General features: G+C 71.0%; 15 protein-coding genes. 8 read left to right on the top strand and 7 right to left on the bottom strand.

Translation table 11 applies throughout. The features are described 5' to 3' along the window. Positions 1-281 precede the first annotated feature (281 nt). The 5 genes from tkt to pgl are packed head-to-tail and all read left to right on the top strand — an operon-like array spanning position 282 to position 6,892. On the top strand, positions 282-2,369 hold the full coding sequence (tkt, locus tag ACFYOH_RS04555) for a transketolase (RefSeq protein ID WP_388621139.1): 2,088 nt from the start codon (positions 282-284) through the stop codon (positions 2,367-2,369). Between the two features lie 33 nt (positions 2,370-2,402). Beyond that, complete coding sequence (gene tal / locus ACFYOH_RS04560; RefSeq protein WP_388621141.1) at positions 2,403-3,521, top strand: transaldolase; 1,119 nt, start codon at positions 2,403-2,405, stop codon at positions 3,519-3,521. Position 3,522: 1 nt separating this feature from the next. Then, the gene (zwf, locus tag ACFYOH_RS04565; RefSeq protein ID WP_388621142.1) at positions 3,523-5,061 is read left to right on the top strand and encodes a glucose-6-phosphate dehydrogenase; all 1,539 of its coding nucleotides are present in this window, start codon (positions 3,523-3,525) and stop codon (positions 5,059-5,061) included. Then, the gene (gene opcA, locus ACFYOH_RS04570) at positions 5,058-6,113 is read left to right on the top strand and encodes a glucose-6-phosphate dehydrogenase assembly protein OpcA (RefSeq protein ID WP_388621143.1); all 1,056 of its coding nucleotides are present in this window, start codon (positions 5,058-5,060) and stop codon (positions 6,111-6,113) included. The genes zwf and opcA overlap by 4 nt, the downstream gene beginning before the upstream one ends. Then, positions 6,110-6,892, top strand: a complete 783-nt coding sequence (gene pgl, locus ACFYOH_RS04575) for a 6-phosphogluconolactonase (protein WP_388621145.1) — start codon at positions 6,110-6,112, stop codon at positions 6,890-6,892. The genes opcA and pgl overlap by 4 nt, the downstream gene beginning before the upstream one ends. 65 nt (positions 6,893-6,957) lie before the next feature. Here the strand turns inward: pgl and ACFYOH_RS04580 are convergent, their stop codons facing one another. The 5 genes from ACFYOH_RS04580 to ACFYOH_RS04600 all read right to left on the bottom strand — a co-directional run bounded on the left by ACFYOH_RS04580 (position 6,958) and on the right by ACFYOH_RS04600 (position 13,556). After that, on the bottom strand, positions 6,958-7,797 hold the full coding sequence (locus ACFYOH_RS04580; RefSeq protein WP_388622304.1) for a carbohydrate ABC transporter permease: 840 nt from the start codon (positions 7,795-7,797) through the stop codon (positions 6,958-6,960). Positions 7,798-7,819: 22 nt separating this feature from the next. Then, positions 7,820-9,172 carry an ABC transporter permease subunit gene (locus ACFYOH_RS04585; protein WP_388621147.1) on the bottom strand — a complete coding sequence of 451 codons (1,353 nt, stop codon included), beginning with the start codon at positions 9,170-9,172 and terminating at the stop codon, positions 7,820-7,822. 12 nt (positions 9,173-9,184) lie between these two features. Next, positions 9,185-10,510: an ABC transporter substrate-binding protein gene (locus tag ACFYOH_RS04590; RefSeq protein ID WP_388621150.1), complete on the bottom strand. Its 1,326-nt coding sequence runs from the start codon at positions 10,508-10,510 to the stop codon at positions 9,185-9,187. Positions 10,511-10,538: 28 nt separating this feature from the next. Next, positions 10,539-12,149: a glycoside hydrolase family 13 protein gene (locus ACFYOH_RS04595; RefSeq protein ID WP_388621152.1), complete on the bottom strand. Its 1,611-nt coding sequence runs from the start codon at positions 12,147-12,149 to the stop codon at positions 10,539-10,541. A gap of 135 nt (positions 12,150-12,284) precedes the next feature. Then, positions 12,285-13,556 carry an ABC transporter substrate-binding protein gene (locus tag ACFYOH_RS04600; RefSeq protein ID WP_388621154.1) on the bottom strand — a complete coding sequence of 424 codons (1,272 nt, stop codon included), beginning with the start codon at positions 13,554-13,556 and terminating at the stop codon, positions 12,285-12,287. Positions 13,557-13,686: 130 nt separating this feature from the next. On the opposite strand from ACFYOH_RS04600, the gene ACFYOH_RS04605 reads away from it, so the two are divergent. From ACFYOH_RS04605 to ACFYOH_RS04615, 3 genes are read left to right on the top strand one after another with little or no spacing between them, the layout of a single operon-like run. After that, positions 13,687-14,202 carry a PadR family transcriptional regulator gene (locus tag ACFYOH_RS04605; RefSeq protein ID WP_388621155.1) on the top strand — a complete coding sequence of 172 codons (516 nt, stop codon included), beginning with the start codon at positions 13,687-13,689 and terminating at the stop codon, positions 14,200-14,202. Continuing rightward, a complete protein-coding gene (locus ACFYOH_RS04610; RefSeq protein ID WP_388622306.1) occupies positions 14,160-14,951 on the top strand; it encodes an ABC transporter ATP-binding protein in 792 nt (263 codons plus the stop codon). The genes ACFYOH_RS04605 and ACFYOH_RS04610 overlap by 43 nt, the downstream gene beginning before the upstream one ends. A gap of 2 nt (positions 14,952-14,953) precedes the next feature. Continuing rightward, positions 14,954-17,254 carry an ABC transporter permease gene (locus tag ACFYOH_RS04615; protein ID WP_388621157.1) on the top strand — a complete coding sequence of 767 codons (2,301 nt, stop codon included), beginning with the start codon at positions 14,954-14,956 and terminating at the stop codon, positions 17,252-17,254. A 5-nt stretch (positions 17,255-17,259) separates the two neighbouring features. On the opposite strand, the gene ACFYOH_RS04620 is transcribed toward ACFYOH_RS04615, so the two are convergent. Then, positions 17,260-18,033: a DsbA family protein gene (locus ACFYOH_RS04620; RefSeq protein ID WP_388621159.1), complete on the bottom strand. Its 774-nt coding sequence runs from the start codon at positions 18,031-18,033 to the stop codon at positions 17,260-17,262. An 87-nt stretch (positions 18,034-18,120) separates the two neighbouring features. Next, positions 18,121-19,773, bottom strand: a complete 1,653-nt coding sequence (gene pgi / locus ACFYOH_RS04625) for a glucose-6-phosphate isomerase (protein WP_388621161.1) — start codon at positions 19,771-19,773, stop codon at positions 18,121-18,123. Positions 19,774-19,775: the final 2 nt, after the last annotated feature.

The following is a 19,775-nucleotide window of genomic DNA, read 5'->3' on the forward strand; positions in this document are numbered from 1 at the left end:
CGCGGGGGTGGGGTCGTGTTGGCGCACGCCCCATAAGAGGGGACGGGTCACTCGATTGAGCGCTCAGATGACCAGGTCCGTATTCATGTGCCAAATGCCGTGTCGGCGCAGTCGGGAGGCGGATCCGACAGAGTCCCGGCAGTCTGGAAACACTCGAAAAAATGCACGTCCTTGCGAGGGTAGGCTCGTCAGCGGCCGGCGGGCAGAAGCGCGCCGGCGGCCGGGTGGGCGCATGCCCCGAAGACCGGCGACCGACATGTGGAGAGGAGCCCTGACCCAGGGTGAGCACCAAGCCGACCACCACAGACCTTGAGTGGACCGAGCTGGACCAGCGGGCCGTGGACACCGCCCGGGTCCTGGCCGCCGACGCCGTACAGAAGGTCGGCAACGGCCATCCCGGTACGGCGATGAGCCTGGCCCCGGCCGCCTACACCCTCTTCCAGAAGGTGATGCGGCACGACCCGGCCGACCCGGAGTGGGTCGGGCGCGACCGCTTCGTGCTGTCCGCCGGCCACTCTTCCCTGACCCTCTACACGCAGCTCTACCTGGCCGGCTTCGGCCTGGAGCTCCAGGACCTGGAGTCCTTCCGCACCTGGGGTTCGAAGACCCCGGGTCACCCGGAGTACGGGCACACCAAGGGTGTCGAGACCACCACCGGTCCGCTCGGCCAGGGTGTCGCCAACGCGGTGGGCATGGCGATGGCCGCCCGCTACGAGCGCGGTCTGTTCGACCCGGACGCGCCGCAGGGCGAGTCGCCCTTCGACCACTTCATCTACTGCATCGCCGGTGACGGCTGCCTCCAGGAGGGCATCTCCGCCGAGGCGTCCTCGCTGGCCGGCCACCAGAAGCTCGGCAACCTGATCCTGCTGTGGGACGACAACCACATCTCGATCGAGGGCGACACCGAGACGGCCGTCTCCGAGGACACCGTCAAGCGCTACGAGGCCTACGGCTGGCATGTGCAGCGCGTGGAGGCCCAGGAGAACGGCGACCTGGACCCGCGGGCCATCTACACCGCGATCCAGGAGGCGAAGAGGGTCACGGACAAGCCGTCCTTCATCGCGATGCGCTCGATCATCGCCTGGCCGGCCCCGAACGCCCAGAACACCGAGGCCGCGCACGGCTCGGCGCTGGGCGATGAGGAGGTCGCGGCCACCAAGCGCGTCCTCGGCTTCGACCCGGAGAAGAGCTTCGCCGTCGAGGACGAGGTGATCACGCACACCCGCAAGGCCCTGGAGCGCGGCGCCCAGGCGCGCGCCGAGTGGGAGAAGTCCCTGCAGGTGTGGCGGGACGACAACCCCGAGCGTGCCGCCGAGTTCGACCGCATCAGCAAGGGCGAGCTGCCCACCGGCTGGGAGGAGAAGATCCCGGTCTTCGAGCCGGGCAAGGGCGTCGCGACGCGTGCCGCCTCCGGCAAGGTGCTGCAGGCGCTCGGCGCGGTGATCCCCGAGCTGTGGGGCGGCTCCGCCGACCTCGCCGGGTCGAACAACACCACCATCGACAAGGAGAGCTCGTTCCTGCCCGAGGGCAACCCGCTGCCCGAGGCCAAGCCGTACGGCCGCACCATCCACTTCGGCATCCGCGAGCACTCCATGGGCGCCGAGATGAACGGCATCACGCTGCACGGCAACACGCGTGTCTACGGCGGTACGTTCCTCGTCTTCTCCGACTACATGCGCAACGCGGTGCGCCTGTCGGCCCTGATGCACCTGCCGGTGACGTTCGTGTGGACGCACGACTCCATCGGCCTCGGCGAGGACGGCCCCACCCACCAGCCGGTCGAGCACCTGGCCTCGCTGCGCGCCATCCCGGGCCTGAACATCGTCCGCCCGGCGGACGCCAACGAGACCGCCATCGCCTGGCGGGAGATCCTGGGCCGCTGGACGAAGGAGTTCGGCAAGGGCCAGCCGCACGGCCTCGCGCTCACCCGCCAGGGCGTGCCGACGTACGAGCCCAACGAGGACGCGGCCAAGGGTGGCTATGTCCTGTTCGAGGCCGACGGCGGCGAGCCGCAGGTGATCCTGATCGCCACCGGTTCCGAGGTGCACGTGGCCGTGGAGGCGCGTGAGCGGCTCCAGGCCGAGGGCGTGCCGACGCGTGTCGTGTCGATGCCGTCCGTCGAGTGGTTCGAGGAGCAGGACCAGGGGTACCGGGACTCCGTGCTCCCGCCCTCCGTCAGGGCCCGTGTGGCCGTGGAGGCGGGCATCGGGCTGACCTGGTACCGCTATGTCGGGGACGCCGGCCGCATCGTTTCCCTGGAGCACTTCGGTGCTTCCGCCGACGGCAAGGTGCTCTTCCGCGAGTTCGGCTTCACTGCCGAGAATGTGGCCGCCAAGGCCCGGGAATCCATCGCCGCCGCCCAGCGCTGACGCTCATATACGACACGTAGGAGATGTAATTCCATGACAGACGCACTGAAGCGCCTCTCCGAGGAAGGCGTGGCGATCTGGCTGGACGACCTGTCGCGCAAGCGGATCACGTCCGGCAACCTCGCCGAGCTGATCGACCAGCAGCACGTCGTGGGCGTCACCACCAACCCGACGATCTTCCAGAAGGCGATCAGCGGCGGTGACGGCTACGAGCAGCAGGTCGCCGACCTCGCCGCCCGGAAGGTCACCGTCGAGGAGGCCATCCGCATGATCACCACGGCGGACGTCCGCGACGCCGCCGACATCCTGCGCCCGGTCTTCGACGCCACCGGCGGCAAGGACGGCCGGGTCTCCATCGAGGTCGACCCGCGCCTGGCGCACAACACCAGGGCCACCGTCGCCGAGGCCAAGCAGCTGGCCTGGCTGGTGGACCGTCCCAACACCCTGATCAAGATCCCGGCCACCGAGGCGGGTCTGCCGGCCATCACCGAGACGATCGGTCACGGCATCAGCGTCAACGTCACCCTGATCTTCTCCCTGGAGCGGTACCGGGCCGTCATGGACGCCTACCTCTCCGGCCTGGAGAAGGCCAAGGAGCGCGGCCTGGACCTGTCGCTGATCCACTCCGTGGCGTCCTTCTTCGTGTCCCGCGTGGACACCGAGATCGACAAGCGCCTGGACGGCATCGGCACCGACGAGGCCAAGGCGCTGCGCGGCAAGGCCGCCGTCGCCAACGCGCGCCTCGCCTACCAGGCGTACGAGGAGGTCTTCTCCTCCGACCGCTGGCAGGTGCTGGAGAACGCGGGCGCCAACAAGCAGCGCCCGCTGTGGGCGTCGACCGGTGTGAAGGACCCGGCGTACCCGGACACGCTGTACGTCACCGAGCTGGTCGCGCCGAACACGGTCAACACCATGCCGGAGGCCACGCTGGAGGCCACCGAGGACCACGGCGAGATCAGCGGCGACACCATCGCCGGCACCTACGAGCAGGCGCGTGCCGACCTCGACGCGCTGGAGAAGCTCGGCATCTCGTACGACGACGTCGTGCAGGTGCTGGAGGACGAGGGCGTCGAGAAGTTCGAGGCGTCCTGGAACGACCTGCTGAAGTCCACTCAGGCGGAGCTCGAGCGCCTTGCCCCTTCGGAGGGCTGAGTTGTCACCCCTTTCCGGTTCCGGAGCGAACCCGCTTCGTGACCCGGCCGACCGACGGCTCCCGCGTATCGCGGGGCCGTCCGGTCTGGTCATCTTCGGTGTCACGGGCGACCTGTCCCGCAAGAAGCTGATGCCCGCGGTGTACGACCTCGCCAACCGGGGTCTGCTGCCGCCGGGCTTCTCGCTGGTGGGTTTCGCCCGCCGCGAGTGGGCGCACGAGGACTTCGCGCAGGAGGTCCACGACGCCGTCAAGGCGCACGCCCGTACACCGTTCCGCGAGGAGGTCTGGCAGCAGCTCATCCAGGGGATGCGCTTCGTCCAGGGCACCTTCGACGACGACGACGCCTTCGAGCGCCTGCGCTCCACCATCGACGAACTGGACAAGGCACAGGGCACGAGCGGCAACTTCGCCTTCTACCTGTCGGTGCCGCCGCGCTCCTTCCCGGTCGTCATCCAGCAGCTGAAGAAGCACGGGCTGGCCGACCAGTCGAGCGGTTCCTGGCGGCGCGCGGTCATCGAGAAGCCGTTCGGCCACGACCTGAAGTCGGCCGAGGAGCTCAACAAGGTCGTGCACGAGGTGTTCGAGCCGGACCAGGTGTTCCGCATCGACCACTACCTCGGCAAGGAGACCGTCCAGAACATCCTGGCGCTGCGTTTCGCCAACACGATGTTCGAGCCGATCTGGAACCGGTCCTTCGTGGACCATGTGCAGATCACCATGGCCGAGGACATCGGCATCGGCGGCCGGGCCGGCTACTACGACGGCATCGGCGCCGCCCGTGACGTCATCCAGAACCACCTGCTCCAGCTCATGGCGCTGACCGCCATGGAGGAGCCCGCCTCCTTCGACGCGGACGCGCTGGCCGCGGAGAAGGAGAAGGTGCTCGGCGCGGTACGGCTGCCCAGGGACCTGGGCCGCAGCACCGTGCGCGGGCAGTACGCGGGCGGCTGGCAGGGCGGCGAGAAGGTCATCGGCTACCTCGAAGAGGACGGCATCGACCGGAAGTCGAAGACCGACACGTACGCGGCGATCAAGCTGGAGATCGACAACCGCCGCTGGGCGGGCGTCCCCTTCTATCTGCGCACCGGCAAGCGCCTCGGCCGCCGGGTGACGGAGATCGCCGTCGTCTTCCAGCGGGCCCCGCACTCCCCCTTCGACACCACGGCGACGGAGGAGCTGGGCCAGAACGCGATCGTCATCCGCGTCCAGCCGGACGAGGGCGTGACCGTGCGGTTCGGTTCGAAGGTGCCGGGCACCTCGATGGAGATCCGGGACGTCTCCATGGACTTCGCCTACGGCGAGTCCTTCACGGAGTCCAGCCCGGAGGCGTACGAGCGCCTGATCCTGGACGTGCTGCTGGGCGACGCCAACCTCTTCCCGCGCACCGAGGAGGTCGAGCTGTCCTGGAAGATCCTCGACCCGATCGAGGAGTACTGGGACAAGCACGGCAGGCCCGCGCAGTACCAGTCGGGCACCTGGGGCCCCGCCGAGGCGGACGAGATGCTCGCACGAGACGGACGGAGCTGGCGCCGCCCATGAAGATAGACCTGACCGACACCACCGCCGGCGACATCAACAAGGCGCTCGTCCAGGGCCGCCGCGCCATCGGCACCCCCGCCGTCGGCATGGTCCTGACCCTCGTCATCGTCACCGACGAGGAGAACGCCTACGACGCGCTGAAGGCCGCCAACGACGCCTCCCGCGAGCACCCCTCGCGCACGCTGGTGGTCATCAAGCGGGTCTCCCGCAGCCCGCGCGACCGCACCTCCTCGCGTCTGGACGCCGAGGTGCGGGTGGGCGCGGACGCGGGCACCGGCGAGACGGTCGTGCTGCGGCTGTACGGCGAGGTCGTGGGCCACGCGGACTCGGTCGTGCTGCCGCTGCTGCTGCCGGACGCCCCGGTGGTCGTGTGGTGGCCGGTGAACGCCCCGCTGGACCCGGCGAAGGACCCGCTGGGCGCGCTCGCCCAGCGCCGGGTCACCGACACCTACGCCGCCGAGCAGCCGGTGCGGGAGCTGTCCGCCCGCGCCGAGGCCTACACGCCCGGCGACACCGACCTGTCCTGGACCCGGATCACGCCGTGGCGTTCGATGCTCGCGGCGGCCCTGGACCAGGTCACCTGTGAGGTGCGGGCCGTCGAGGTGGAGGGCGAGGAGTTCAACCCGAGCTGTGAGCTGCTGGCGATGTGGCTCGCGGACCGGCTGGACGTACCGGTGAAGCGGTCGCTGTCGGGCGGCCCGGGCCTCACCGCGGTCCGCCTGGACACCAGCTGCGGCCCGATCGTCCTGGACCGCGCGGACGGCACGCTGGCCACGCTGTCCATCGAGGGCCAGCCGGCCCGCGCGGTGGCGCTGAAGCGGCGGGAGACCGCCGAGTTGATCGCGGAGGAGCTGCGCCGGCTCGACCCGGACGACACCTACGCGTCGGCGCTGCGCTACGGCGTGGAGCGGCTGAACACGGTCCCGGAGCAGTCCGGTCAGGAGCCGGTCGCCGAGCCCCAGCCCGAAGCGGAAGCGGCCAAGGCACCGGCCAAGAGGGCGGCGGCCAAGACCGCGAAGAAGGCACCTGCGAGGAAGGCGGCGGCGAAGTGAGCACTCCGCAGCTGGTCGTCCACCGCGACAAGGAACTGATGGCACAGGCCGCCGCGGCCCGCCTGATCACGAAGATCGTGGACGCGCAGGCCTCCCGGGGCACCGCGTCCGTGGTCCTCACCGGCGGCCGCAACGGCAACGGCCTGCTGGCCGCGCTGGCGGCGGCCCCGGCCCGGGACGCCATCGACTGGGGCCGGCTCGACCTGTGGTGGGGCGACGAGCGCTACCTGCCCGAGGGCGACCCCGAGCGCAATGTCACGCAGGCCCGCGAGGCCCTGCTCGACTCGGTCCCGCTGGACCCCGAGCGCGTGCACGCCATGCCCGCCTCCGACGGGCCGTACGGTACGGACGTCGACGCGGCGGCGGAGGCGTACGCGGCGGAGCTGGCGAAGGCGGCCGGGCCGGAGAACCACGGCTCGGTCCCGACCTTCGACGTCCTGATGCTGGGCGTCGGCCCGGACACCCACGTGGCCTCGCTCTTCCCGGAGCATCCGGGGGTACGGGAGACGGAACGCACGGTGATCGGCGTCCACGGCGCCCCCAAGCCGCCGCCGACCCGGGTCTCCCTCACCCTCCCGGCGATCCGCGCGGCCCGCGAGGTCTGGCTCCTCGCGGCCGGCGAGGACAAGGCGGAGGCCGCGGCCATCGCCCTGTCTGGCGCGGGCGAGATCCAGGCCCCGGCGGCGGGCGCGCACGGCCGCTCGCGCACGCTGTGGCTGCTGGACGCCGCCGCGGCTTCGCAGCTGCCGCGGTCGCTGTATCCGCCGGCTTCGCCGTGACGCTCTTTCACGGATAGGGACGGCGCACGGATGGGGACGGCGGGGACTTCGGTCCCCGCCGTCCCTCATTTCACCGAACCCGCCATCACGCCCTGCACGAAGTGCCGCTGGAACGCGAAGAACACGACCACCGGCACGATCAGGGACAGGAAGGCGCCCGGCGCCAGGACGTCGATGTTGCTTCCGAACTGGCGGATCTGGGACTGGAGTTCCACGGTCAGCGGCTGGGAGGAGCTGTCGGCGAACAGCAACGCCACCAGCATGTCGTTCCAGACCCAGAGGAACTGGAAGATGGCGAGGGAGGCGATCGCGGGCCGGCCCACGGGAAGGACCAGGCGCGTGAAGATGCGCCACTCGCTGCCCCCGTCCATCCGGGCCGCCTCCAGCATCTCCTTCGGCATCTCCGCGAAGTAGTTGCGGAGCAGGAACACGGCGAAGGGGAGGCCGTACGCCACATGGAACAGGACGACTCCGGGGATCGTGCCGAACAAGCCCAACGTGCCGAAGAGTTTGGCCACCGGCAGCAGGCCGATCTGCACCGGCACCACCAACAGGGCCACCACCAGCAGGAAGAGGGGCTCCCGCAAGGGGAAGTCCAGCCAGGCGAAGGCGTATCCGGCGAGGGCGGCGATGACCACGACGAGCGTCGTGGCCGGCACCGAGATCAGGACCGTGTTCCAGAAGGCCTGCGTCATACCGGAGTTCTTCAGCAGGGCCGAGTAGTTGTCGAAGGACAGCCGGCCGGGGCTGGTGAGCGCGGTCCACCAGCCGCCCTTCGCGGTGTCCTGGGCCGAGCGCAGGGAGGACACGAAGAGGCCGGCGAGCGGGGTCAGCCAGACCAGGCCGATCACCACCAGGAAAGCCTGCACCAGGCCGTTGCCCAGGCCCCGCCTGATCGCGTTCATGGCCGAGTTCATCGCTGGCTCCTCATCGTTGACTACGGCGGAAACGGCGGACGTTGAAGACCATCGCCGGGATGACCAGCAGCAGGAGCAGCACGCCCAGCGCGCTGCCGAGGCCCTGGTTGTTGCCGCCGCCGAAGGACACGAGCCACATCTGGGTCGCGAGCACCGTGGCGTCCTCCTGCACCGGTCCGGGCGCGATGATGTAGACGAGGTCGAAGACCTTCATCACGTTGATGACGAGGGTCACGAAGACGACGGTGAGCACGGGCGCCAGCAGCGGCACGGTGATGCGCCGGAAGATCTGCCACTCGTTCGCCCCGTCCATCCGGGCCGCCTCCAGCGCGTCCCGGGGCAGGGTCGACAGGCCCGCGCCGATCAGCACCATCGCGAAGCCCGTCCAGATCCACAGGTACGCGCCGATGATCGCCGGGGTGACCAGCGTCGGCCCGAGCCAGGAGACGCCCTGGTAGGGCGCCGCGAAGTTGGACTCGGGCAGTTTCACCGTGTACGAGCCCGCGCGCAGCCCGGGGAAGCGGAAGGAACCGTCGGCCGCGGTGGTCGTGCTCGCGACCGTCTGCCCGTCGCGCACCGCCTGGACGCGCATGCCGGGCAGGCCGCTCTCCTTCGGGTCGACCCGGCCCGGCTTACCGCCCCCGCCGGGGGTGAAGTCGAGGTAGACGACACCGCGCAGCTCGCCGGGCGCGGCCTTGCGAGAGGCCGCCGCAGCAGCGGGCTCGGCTCCCTTCGGCAGGTCCTTGGGCAGCACCCCGACCATCGGGAGCGCCACCGTGTGGCCGGCGGCGGCGGTCGTACGGTACGAGCCGTCGGGGTCCTGGGTCAGCAGGCCCTGGCGGCCGCGCGCCGTCGGGTACGACGACGTGCCCTCGAAGGCGTCGTGGACGGAGACGACGGCCGCGTTCAGCACGCCCTTGTTCGGGTCCTGGTCGTAGGCGAGCCGGAAGATGATGCCGGCGGCCAGGAAGGACACGGCCATCGGCATGAAGAGCAGGAGCTTGAAGGCGGTGGCCCAGCGGACCTTCTCGACCAGCACGGCCAGGATCAGGCCGAGGCCGGTCAGCAGGGACGGGGCCACCACCACCCAGATGGCGGTGTTGCGGATGGCCTTCAGGGTCGCCGGGTCGCGGAACATCTCGGCGTAGTTGTCGCCGCCCACGAACCGGGTGCCGGAGGCGTCGAAGAAGCTGCGGCCGACGGAGAACAACACGGGGTAGACGACGAGCGCGCCGAGCAGCAGCAGCGCGGGGAAGACGAAGAGCAGGGCGATCAGCCGGGCGCGCCGCCGGCTGCGGCGCCCGCGCGCCTCGCCGGCGGCCCGCGGGCCCGCCTGCTGTTTCACAAGAGTGGTGGCGGTCATGTTCGCTGCCGGTCAGCCCTGGTAGGCCTTGGCCGCCGCGGATTCCAGCTTCGCCGCGGTGCCCTTCGGGTCGGACGGGTCGCGCAGGAAGTCCTGGAGCAGCTTCCACTCGCCGGCGCCCTTGGTGCCGCCGAAGGCCGCCGGGGCCTGGTCGGACATGTCGAAGCGGACCGAGTCGCCCGCGTCGATCAGGGACTTGGCGGTGGCGCGGGCGACGTCGTCGCCGTAGGAGGCGAGGTCGAGCTTCTTGTTCGGGGACAGGAAGCCGCCCGCCTTCGCCCACACGGCCGCCGCCTCGGGGCTCGCCAGGTACTCCAGGAGCTTCATACCGGCCTTGGCGTTCTTCCCGTCCTTCAGCACCACGGCCGCGTCACCGCCGCTGACGACCGGTGCCGTGCCGCCGTCGACCGCCGGGAACGGGAAGAAGTTCGCGTCCTTGCCGATCGCCTTGCCGAACTGGTCGTGCGCGACCCCGGCCACGAAGTCGCCCTCGTAGACCATGCCGGCCTCGGGCTTGGGCCCGAACACCTTCTCCACCGAGCTCGGGAAGTCGGTGTTCAGGGCCTCCTTCTGGCCGCCCGCGATCAGCTGCTTGTCCTTGAACAGCTTGCCGAGGGTGGTGAGCGCCTTGACGACGGAGGGGTCGGTCCACTTCAGCTGGTGCGCGGCGAGGGCGTCGTACTTCTCGGGACCCGCCTGGGAGAGGTAGATGTTCTCGAACCAGTCGGTGAGGGTCCAGCCGTCCTCACCGGCGACGGAGAAGGCGGCGAGCCCGGAGTCGGAGACGGTGTGGCCGGCCTTGAGCAGCTCGTCGTACGTCTTCGGCGGCTTGACCCCGGCCTGGGTGAGCGCGTCGGGGCTGTACCAGACGGTGGACTTGTGGGCGGCCTTGAAGTACAGGCCGTACAGGGTGCCGTCGACGCTGCCGTACTTCTTCCACACGGGCGCGTAGTCGGCGGTGACCGTCTGCTGGGCGGTCGGGGACAGCGGCTTGAGCCAGCCCTTCTTGGCGAACTGCTGCAGGACGCCGACCTGCGGGACCATCACGACGTCGGGCGCGTTGCCGCCTTCGATCTTGCTGCCGACGACGGTGGAGACGTTGTCGCCGGTGGAGATGAACTGCGTCTTGGCGCCGGTCTTGGCGGTGAACGCGTCCAGGACCTTCTGGAAGTTCTTCTGCTCGCTGCCGGTCCAGACGCCGGCCACGGTGACGGTCTGGCCGCTGAGCGCCTTGTCGCCGCCGCCGGCCGAGACGGGGCCGCCGCCGCAGGCGGTCGCGCCGAGCGCCAGGGCGAGGGCGGTGCAGCTGGTGAGCAGGGTGGTACGGCGTCGCATCATCGTCGATGTCCCTTCGAGAAGTGGTTGATCACAGGTCGCTGAGCCACCAGGCGGCCGTGGCGGCGGGCAGGACGCCGGCCGGGCAGGGGCCGCTGGAGAGCAGGGGGGTGCCGGAGACGGGGGCGGGCGTGGGAGCCGTGCCGAAGTTGACGGCGCAGACCAGGCCGTCGCCGCGGGTGAAGGCGAGGACGCCGGGCGGGGTGTCCAGCCAGCTCAGCGCACCCTCGCCCAACTGCGGCAGGGAGCGCCTGAGTTGGAGTCCGTCGCGGTAAAGGTGCCAGAAGGAGCGGGTGTCGACGAGGGCGCGGTCGGTGGCGTACTCGGCGAAGTAGTCCGGCTGGGGCAGCCAGGGCTTCGCCCCTTCGACACCGGAGGTGAAGCCGAACGGAGAGGCCTGACCGGACCAGGGCAGCGGCACCCGGCAGCCGTCCCGGATGCGGGCGCGGCTTCCGGTGCGGCGGAATATGGGGTCGGTGAGGACGTCGTCGGGCAGGTCGACGACCTCGGGCAGGCCCAGTTCCTCGCCCTGGTAGATGTACGCGGCTCCGGGCAGCGCCAGCATGAGCAGCGCGGCGGCGCGGGCGCGGGCGGCGCCGAGGCCGCTGCCCTCGGGGGCGGGTTCGCCGTAGCGGGTGACGGTGCGGACCTGGTCGTGGTTGTTGAGGACCCAGGTGACCGTGGAGCCGGTGCCGGCGATGTCCTGCATGGCCTCGGAGATGACCTTGCGGAAGGCGTCGGCGTCCCAGGGGGCGCCGAGCAGGTCGAAGAAGAAGGCCTGGTGGAGTTCGTCCGGGCGGACGTACAGGGCGTGTTCGCGGGCGGTGGGGACGGAGACCTCGCCGACGAGGAGGCGTTCGCGGCCGTCGCGTGCGGTGTACTCCTCGCATGTCGCGCGCCACTGCCGCCACACCGCGTGCACCTCGGGCTGGTTCCAGGCGAGCGGGTTGACCGAGTCGCGGGTGCGGGCGTCGGCCTCGGGGTCCTCGGAGTCGGGCAGTTCGGGGTGCTTGTAGAGGCCGGCGGCGACGTCGATGCGGAAGCCGTCGACGCCCCGGTCGAGCCAGAAGCGCAGGACGCGGTCGAACTCGGCGGCGACCTCGGGGGTGCGCCAGTTCCAGTCGGGCTGCTCGGGCGTGAACATGTGCAGGTACCACTGGCCGTCGGCGACCCTGGTCCAGGCGGGGCCGCCGAACATGGCGTGCCAGTTGTTGGGCGGCTCGCCGCCGTCCGGGCCGCGGCCGTCGGCGAAGTGGAAGCGCGCGCGGGCCGGGCTGCCGGGCTCGCTGTCCAGCGCCTCGCGGAACCACGGGTGCTCGCTGGAGCAGTGGTTGGGGACGATGTCGAGGAGCACCTTGATGCCGAGCCGGTGCGCGGCGGCCATCAGCAGGTCGAACTCGGCGAGGTCGCCGAAGAGCGGGTCGACCCCGCAGTAGTCGGCCACGTCGTAGCCGTGGTCGTGCTGCGGCGAGGGATAGAACGGGCTCAGCCAGATCCCGTCGACGCCCAGCTTCTTCAGGTACGGCAGCCCGGCCCGGACGCCGGCCAGATCGCCGACGCCGTCGCCGGTGCTGTCGAGGAAGCTGCGGACGTAGACCTGGTAGATCACCGCGTCACGCCACCAGTGGTACTTACTCAGCATGCATGCATGTTAGGTAGGCGTGTCGTGAGGGTGTCAACGAAAAGAACGGAAGCTACCGGTGAGTTGAGGGCGCAAAATCGGACTTAACCGGGCATCACGCATCGAGATGAGATCTGCGCGTTACTTAACAAGTAACTATCGGCGGGCGATCGCGTCGAGCTCGCGCGCGAGCCGGCGCACGGCCTGCTCGGGTGTCTGGCGCCCGGTGAGCGCGTCCTGCATCACGGCCTGCACCACCAGGCTGACCTGGTCGTAGTGCGGGCTCTTGGGGCGCGGCCGGGCGGTGAGCACGGCGGTGCGCAGGGTCGGCAGATACGGGAAGCGCCGTACGAGTCCGGGGTCCTCGTAGAGCGCGGCGCGCACCGGAGGCAGCGCACCCCGGGTGAGCACCTGGCGCTGGACGGGCGCACTGGTGAGATAGGCGATCAGGCGGGCGGCCGAATCGGGGTGCGGCGTATGGGAGTTGACGGCCAGGTTGGAGCCGCCGAGCACACTGGTCCCCGGTCCGTCGGGTCCGGGCAGTGGTACGGCGCCGATCTTCCCGGCGACCTTGGAACCCTTGGCGGAGGCGACGACGTAGGCGTAGGGCCAGTTGCGCAGGAAGAGCAGCCTGCCGTCCTGGAAGGCCTGCTTGGACTCCTCCTCCTTGTACGTCAGCGCCACCTTGGGTATCCAGCCCTCGCGGACGCCACGGGCGAGGAAGCCGATGCCCTCGCGGGCGGCGGAGGAGTCGACGGTGACCCGGGTGCCCTCGCCGCCGAGGATCGTGCCGCCCGCCGAGTAGACGGCCTCGGCCGCGTTCACGGTGAGGCCCTCGTAGGGCAGGAACTGGCCCGCGTAGCCGCCGAGTCCGTACGTGGGCGCGATGGTCTTCGCGTCGCGCTCCAGCTCGGCCCAGGTGCGCGGCGGCGGTACGCCCTCCTTGGCGAGGATGTCCTTGCGATACAGGAGAAGTCCGGCATTCGTGACGTACGGCACCGCGTACAGCCGGCCGTCGTAGGTGGCCGTGTCCACGACCGGCGGCAGAAAGCTCTTCAGCGGGAAGCGGTCGCGCGGCAGCGGGCGGATCCAGCCGGCCGCCGCGAACTCCGAGGTCCAGTTGACGTCGATGTTGAGGACGTCGAACCGGCCCCGGTCGCCGCCGCGCAGGTCGGTGGTCATCTGGGCGTGGGTCTCGTCGGCGGAGTCCGGCAGCTCGACGAGGGTGACCTTCTCGCCGGGGTGGGTGCGGTTCCAGCCCTGCAGCAGCGGGGCGAGATAGCCGGTGAGATCGCCGGCGGTGGCCAGGGTGAGCGGGCCGCGGCCGTCGCCCGCGGCCTCGTCGGCATGGGCGCCGGAGGCGACGTACCCGGTCATGATCACGGCGAGAACGAGAAGGCCCCTACCGGCGGCGCGCATCCACCGCATAGGTTCCTCCCTGAACACGTACACAAGGCTCCGGGCACCCTCGCCCGGGAGTCAGAGGCCATGTATACCTGTTAGGTATGGGCGATACTAGGGCCTGGAGCACATTACGCAGACTAGGAGGAGAGCACGAGTGCGCCTGCCCCTCCTGGCACTCCTCGCCCGCGGCCCCGCCCACGGCTACGAGCTGAAGCAGGACCTTGAGCAACTGCTGGGCTCCGCGTACCCTCAGCCCAACGTCGGCCAGATATACGTCACCCTCGGCCGCCTCGAGAAGTCGGGACTGATCGAGGGCGAGGACGTCGAGCAGTCCAGCCGGCCCAACAAGAAGGTCTACCACCTCACCGACGCCGGGCGGGAGGCGCTGCACGCCTGGTTCGAGGAGACCGAGGACGAGCCGCGGGTTCGGGACGAGTTCTTCATGAAGCTCGCCCTCGCCCCGCAGACCGGTCTCACCGACCAGATCGCCCTCATCAACCGCCAGCGGCGCCAGTACCTCAACACCATGCGCAACCTGTCGAAGCTGGCCGCGGCCGAGAACCGGGACAACCGCATCGCCCATCTGCTCATCGAGGGCGCGATGCTGCATCTGCAGGCCGACCTCGACTGGCTGGAACGGTGCCAGGAGGAACTGGAGGACCTTCAGTGAGCACGGACGGCACTCCGGTGCTGCGCGCCGCGGGTCTGGTGAAGACCCATCACGGCGAGGGCGCGCCCGCGCACGCCGTACGCGGGGTCGACCTGTCCGTGGCGCGGGGCGAGTTCGTGGCGATCACCGGCCCGTCCGGCGCCGGCAAGTCGACGCTGCTGCATCTGCTCGGCGGGCTGCAGCGCCCCGACGAGGGCAGCATCTGGCTGGACGGCCGGTGCACGGACTCCTTCAGCGAGGCGCGCTGGGCGGTGGAGCGCCGCAAGGCCATCGGGATCGTGTTCCAGTTCTTCAACCTGGTGTCGAACCTGTCCGTCGCCGACAACGTCGAGCTGCCCGCCCTGCTCGCCGGTGTCCCGCCGAAGAAGGCCCGCGCCGAGCGCGAGGAGCTGCTGGCCGAGCTGGGGCTCCGGGGCAAGGAGCGCAGCATGCCGGGCGAGCTGTCCGGCGGCGAACAGCAGCGGGTCGCGCTCGCCCGGGCCCTGGTCAACCATCCCCCGCTGCTGCTGGCCGACGAGCCCGCCGGCAGCCTGGACAGCAAGGGCACGCGCGAGGTCATGCGGCTGCTGTCCCGCTTCCACGGACGGGGCCAGACGATCGTGCTGGTCACGCACGATGCCCGGCTGGCCAGCGCCGCCGACCGCGTGATCAGCTTCTTCGACGGCCGGATAGCCGACGACGCCGCGCTGGACGGCACCCCGCCGCCCAGGAAGCCGGGGATCTCGGGCGTGCTGGAGCTGAGGGACTGACGGTGCTGGATCTCCGGGACGTACGAGCCACCCTGCGCTGGGCGCAGTCGGACCTGCGCACCCACCGTGGTGAAGCGCTGTTCCTCGTGCTGGCCACCGCCGGGATCGTCGTCTCGCTGCTGCTGGCCACCGCCCTGTTCGGATACGCCACCAACCCCTGGCAGCGGGTCTTCACACAGGCCCGCGGGGCACACGTGTGGATCCACACCGTGCCGTCGGCCGACGCCCGCGGGCTGGCCCGGCTGCCGGGTGTCGAGTCCGTGGCCGGCCCCTACCGCACCGAGTCCGCCACCGTCTCCGTACGCGGCACCCGCGCCTCCGTGGAGCTGCGCGGCATGCCCGAGCTGCCCGCTGTCGGCCGGCCGCTGCTCACCGCCGGGCACTGGCTGGATCCGGCCGAACCGGACGGCGTGGTGCTGGAGAGCAGCCTGGCCCGGGCGCTGCTGGCGGAGCCCGGGGACACCCTCACCCTGCCCGGTACCGCCCGCGCCCTGACCGTCGAGGGCATCGCGGACAGCGCCGAGCCCCGTTACAGCGCGGGCGAGCAGCCGGGGCTGGTGTGGGCGCTGCCCGCCGCCGTACATGCTCCCGGCGGCCAGGTGATCGGGCTGCGTCTCGGCGACCCGGGCGACACGGACTACGCGGTGCAGCGGGCCGTCACGGTGCTGGGCGCGGGCGCGGTCGGCGAGGTCTCCACCTGGCAGCAGGAACGCGCCGCGGCCCAGGGTGACAACCGGCTGCTCGGCCAGGTGCTCGGCCTGTTCGGTCTCGGCGCCCTGATCGCCGCGGGGTTCGCCGTGCACGGGGCGATCGCCACCCGCATCCGCGGGCATCTGCGGGACATCTCGGTGCTGAAGGCGATCGGCTTCACACCCGGTCAGGTCGTCCGGATCTTCCTGCTCCAGCACCTGGCGTACGCGCTGCTCGGCTCGGTGGCCGCCGCGGCGCTCACCGATGCCCTGGGCCGCCGGATCCCCGGCCGGCTCGGTGACGCCGTGGGCGTGTGGCAGGGGTTGCCGGGGCACACCGTGGCGCTGCTCGTGGTGCCCGTGGGCGCGGTCCTGTTCATCGGTCTGACCACGGGGCTCGCGGCGTGGCGGGCCGGGCGGGTGCCGCCGGTTCCGGTGCCGCGCCCGGCCGCACCGGCCGGCGGCCGGCTGACCGGACCGGCCCGGCGGGCGCTCGGGCTGCGGCTGCCGGCCGCGCTGGTCCTCGGCTGCCACAAGGCGTTCACGGGGCGCGGCCGCTCACTGGCCACCATGGCCCGGCTGACCCTGCCGCTGCTGCTGATCGTGGTGGCGCTCAGCGCCTGGACCACGATCGACCGCTTCCACAACAGCCCGGACCGCATGGGTCTGCCGACGGCCCTGACGGTCCGCTCCGACGGCGATCTGGACACATCCGCCGTACGGGCCCTGCTCAGCGGCGATCACGGGGTCGCCGCCGCCTATCCCGGCGTCGAGGTCGCCGCGCTGGTCCCCGGCCAGACCGGCACCATCGCGCTGCGCGGCGTCGGCACCCGCGCCGAGCCCTACCCCTACGCCCTCGCCGAGGGCCGGGCCGCACGCGGACCGGACGAGGCGGTGGCCGGCCAGGGCCTGCTGGACCTGCTGCACGCCCGGGTCGGTGACTGGGTGCGCATGACCGTGGGCGACCGGCCGCAGATCCTGCACATCGTGGGGCGCAGCATCGAACCGCAGAACGCCGGCCGGGTGGTGACCACCTCCCTGGACACCCTCCGCGAGAACGACCCCGCGCTGACCCCCGCCTTCTACGAACTGCGGCTGCGCCCCGGCACCGCCCCGCAGCACGTGGCCGCCGCACTGGCCCGGGCCGGCCACGGCCACCTCGACGTGCACACGGTGACGAACCCGGCCGACGGCCTGTCCCCGCTGCGCGCGGTCGTCGCCGGGCTGATCGCCGTACTGGCCCTGATCGGTCTGGTCGAGCTGCTCACCGCGATCGGCGGCAGCGTCCGGGAGGGCGAGCGGGACGTGCTGGCGCTGAAGGCGATCGGCATGTCGCCGCGGCAGATCACCGCGATCACCGTCACGGCGACGAGCTGTACGGCCCTGGCCGCGGTGATCGCCGGCACGGCGCTGGGGCTGCCGCTGGGCCGCCGGCTCATCGACGCCCAGGGCAGTTCCAGCGGCATCGGCGCCGGGATCGCCCAGTCCCCCTCGCCGGTGCTGCTGCTGTCGGTCGGCCTCGCCGCGGTCCTGGGTGCCGCTCTGCTGTCCGCGCTGCCGGCGGGCCGTGCCGCCCGCAGACGGCTCGCGGACACGCTGAGCGCGGTGGCCTGACCGGGTCAGGGAGTCGTCTGCCGCCACTGCTCGGGGTGTGCCCGGATCTTGGTGAGCAGACCGGCGAAGGCGTCCGCGTCGAACAGCACGGCGTTGTACTCGGGCGGTATACGCACCTCGTCGATCTCGGCGGTGGGGGTGCCGGGGCCCCGGGGGTCCTGCGCTCCGCCTGCGTCTTCGTAGGCCTTCTCGGCCCGGGTGACGAACGAGCGGTACTTCATGGTCCGCACCGCGGAGTCGAAGTCCGGCCCGCGCAGCCCCGGGACCCGCGCGGCCAGCTTGAGGAGGCAGGCGTCGGTGAACCCGTCGACGCTCTCGGCGGGCTGGTGGGCGTAGAGCACGTCGTGGTACTCGGCGAACCTGCCCTTGTCCAGCGCAGCCCGCAGCGCGTTGACCGCCTTCGCGGAACCCGAGCCGCCGAGCCGGCCGTCCAGGAAGGAGGCCAGGGTGTACTCGGTCTCGGCCTGACGCCGGATGGTCGCCTCGCGCAGCCGCGCGGCACCGCCGGTGGTCTCGAACTGCTTGCACACCGGGCACCGCGGGTCCTCGTACAGGTGCACGGTCACCCGGGCGGCGGGATCCCCGACCATGATGGTCGTGCCGTCGTTTCCCAACCGCTCCGGCACCTGGGACAGCCCGGAGTAGGCCGGCGCGGCCTTCGTCGTGGCGGACGACCGGCCGCTCCTGCCCTCCGCCGACGGGTCGCCGCTGCCGCAGCCCACCGCCGACATCCCCACCACGGCCACCGCGACGGCCGCGGCGAACCCTCTGTGCACCATGCGCCTTCCTCCCCTGAAGTCGCCCAACCCTAGGGGATGCGCACAGCGGGCACACAGAGGGTTCTGCCGCGGCGGCTCGGGCGGGGATCAGCTCCGGCCGCGCAGCTGCCTGTACTTGGCGACCAGCGTCTTGGTGGAGGCGTCGAGGCCGGGCACCTCCGCGCCCTCGGTCAGCGCCGGCTCGACCCGCTTGGCCAGCACCTTGCCCAGCTCCACGCCCCACTGGTCGAAGGAGTCGATGTTCCACACCGCGCCCTGCACGAACACCTTGTGTTCGTAGAGCGCGACCAGCTGGCCGAGGACGGACGGGGTGAGCTCCCTGGCCAGGATGGTCGTCGTCGGCCGGTTGCCCTGGAAGGTCTTGTGCGCGACCAGCTCCTGGGGCACGCCCTCCGCGCGGACCTCCTCGGCCGTCTTGCCGAAGGCCAGCGCCTGGGTCTGGGCGAAGAAGTTGGCCATCAACAGGTCGTGCTGGGCCTTGAGTTGGTCACTCAGCTCGCCCACCGGCTCGGCGAAGCCGATGAAGTCCGCCGGGACGAGCTTGGTGCCCTGGTGGATCAACTGGTAGTAGGCGTGCTGCCCGTTGGTGCCCGGCGTGCCCCACACCACCGGCCCGGTCTGCCACTCGACCGGCCGGCCGTCCCGCGCCACGTACTTGCCGTTGGACTCCATGTCGAGCTGCTGCAGGTAGGCGGTGAACTTCGACAGGTAGTGGCTGTACGGCAGGACCGCGTGCGACTGGGCGTCGTGGAAATTGTCGTACCAGATGCCCAACAGGCCCAGCAGCAAAGGTGCGTTGGCCTCGGCGGGTGCGGTGCGGAAATGGTCGTCGACCAGCCGGAAGCCGTCGAGCATCTCGCGGAACCGGTCGGGTCCGATCGCGATCATCAGGGACAGGCCGATCGCCGAGTCGTACGAGTACCGGCCGCCGACCCAGTCCCAGAACTCGAACATGTTGTCCGGGTCGATGCCGAACTCGGTGACCTTCTCGGCGTTCGTGGACAGCGCCACGAAGTGCTTGGCGACCGCCGAGTCGTCACCTAGCGCGTCCACCAGCCACGTCCGCGCGGAGGTCGCGTTGGTGATGGTCTCGATGGTGGTGAAGGTCTTCGACGCGATGATGAACAGCGTCTCGGCCGGGTCCAGGTCCCGGGTGGCCTCGTGCAGGTCGGCGCCGTCCACGTTGGAGACGAAGCGGACCGTCAGAGCGCGGTCGGTGAAGCTGCGCAGCACCTCGTAGGCCATCGCGGGGCCCAGGTCGGAGCCGCCGATGCCGACGTTGACCACGTTCTTGATGCGCCTGCCGGTGTGGCCGGTCCACTCGCCGGAGCGGACGCGGCCGGCGAAGTCGCTCATCTTGTCGAGGACGGCGTGCACCTTCGGGACGACGTTCTCCCCGTCGACCTCGATCACCGCGTCCCGCGGGGCGCGCAGCGCGGTGTGCAGGACCGCACGGTTCTCGGTGACATTGATCTTCTCGCCGCGGAACATGGCGTCCCGCAGGCCGAACACGTCCGTGGCGGCGGCCAGCTCGCGCAGCAACCGCAGTGTCTCGTCGGTGACCAGGTGCTTCGAGTAGTCGAGGTACAGATCGCCGACCTGGAGCGTGTACTCCTCGCCGCGTCCGGGATCGCCGGCGAACAGCTCCCTGAGATGGGTGTCGGCCAGCTCCTCCCGGTGCTTGGCGAGCGCGGTCCATTCGGGCGTCTGGTTGAGCCTGGTACGGCCGTCTGCGTTCATTT

The organism is Streptomyces sp. NPDC007856 (assembly GCF_042868225.1).
Classification (GTDB): Bacteria; Actinomycetota; Actinomycetes; order Streptomycetales; family Streptomycetaceae; genus Streptomyces.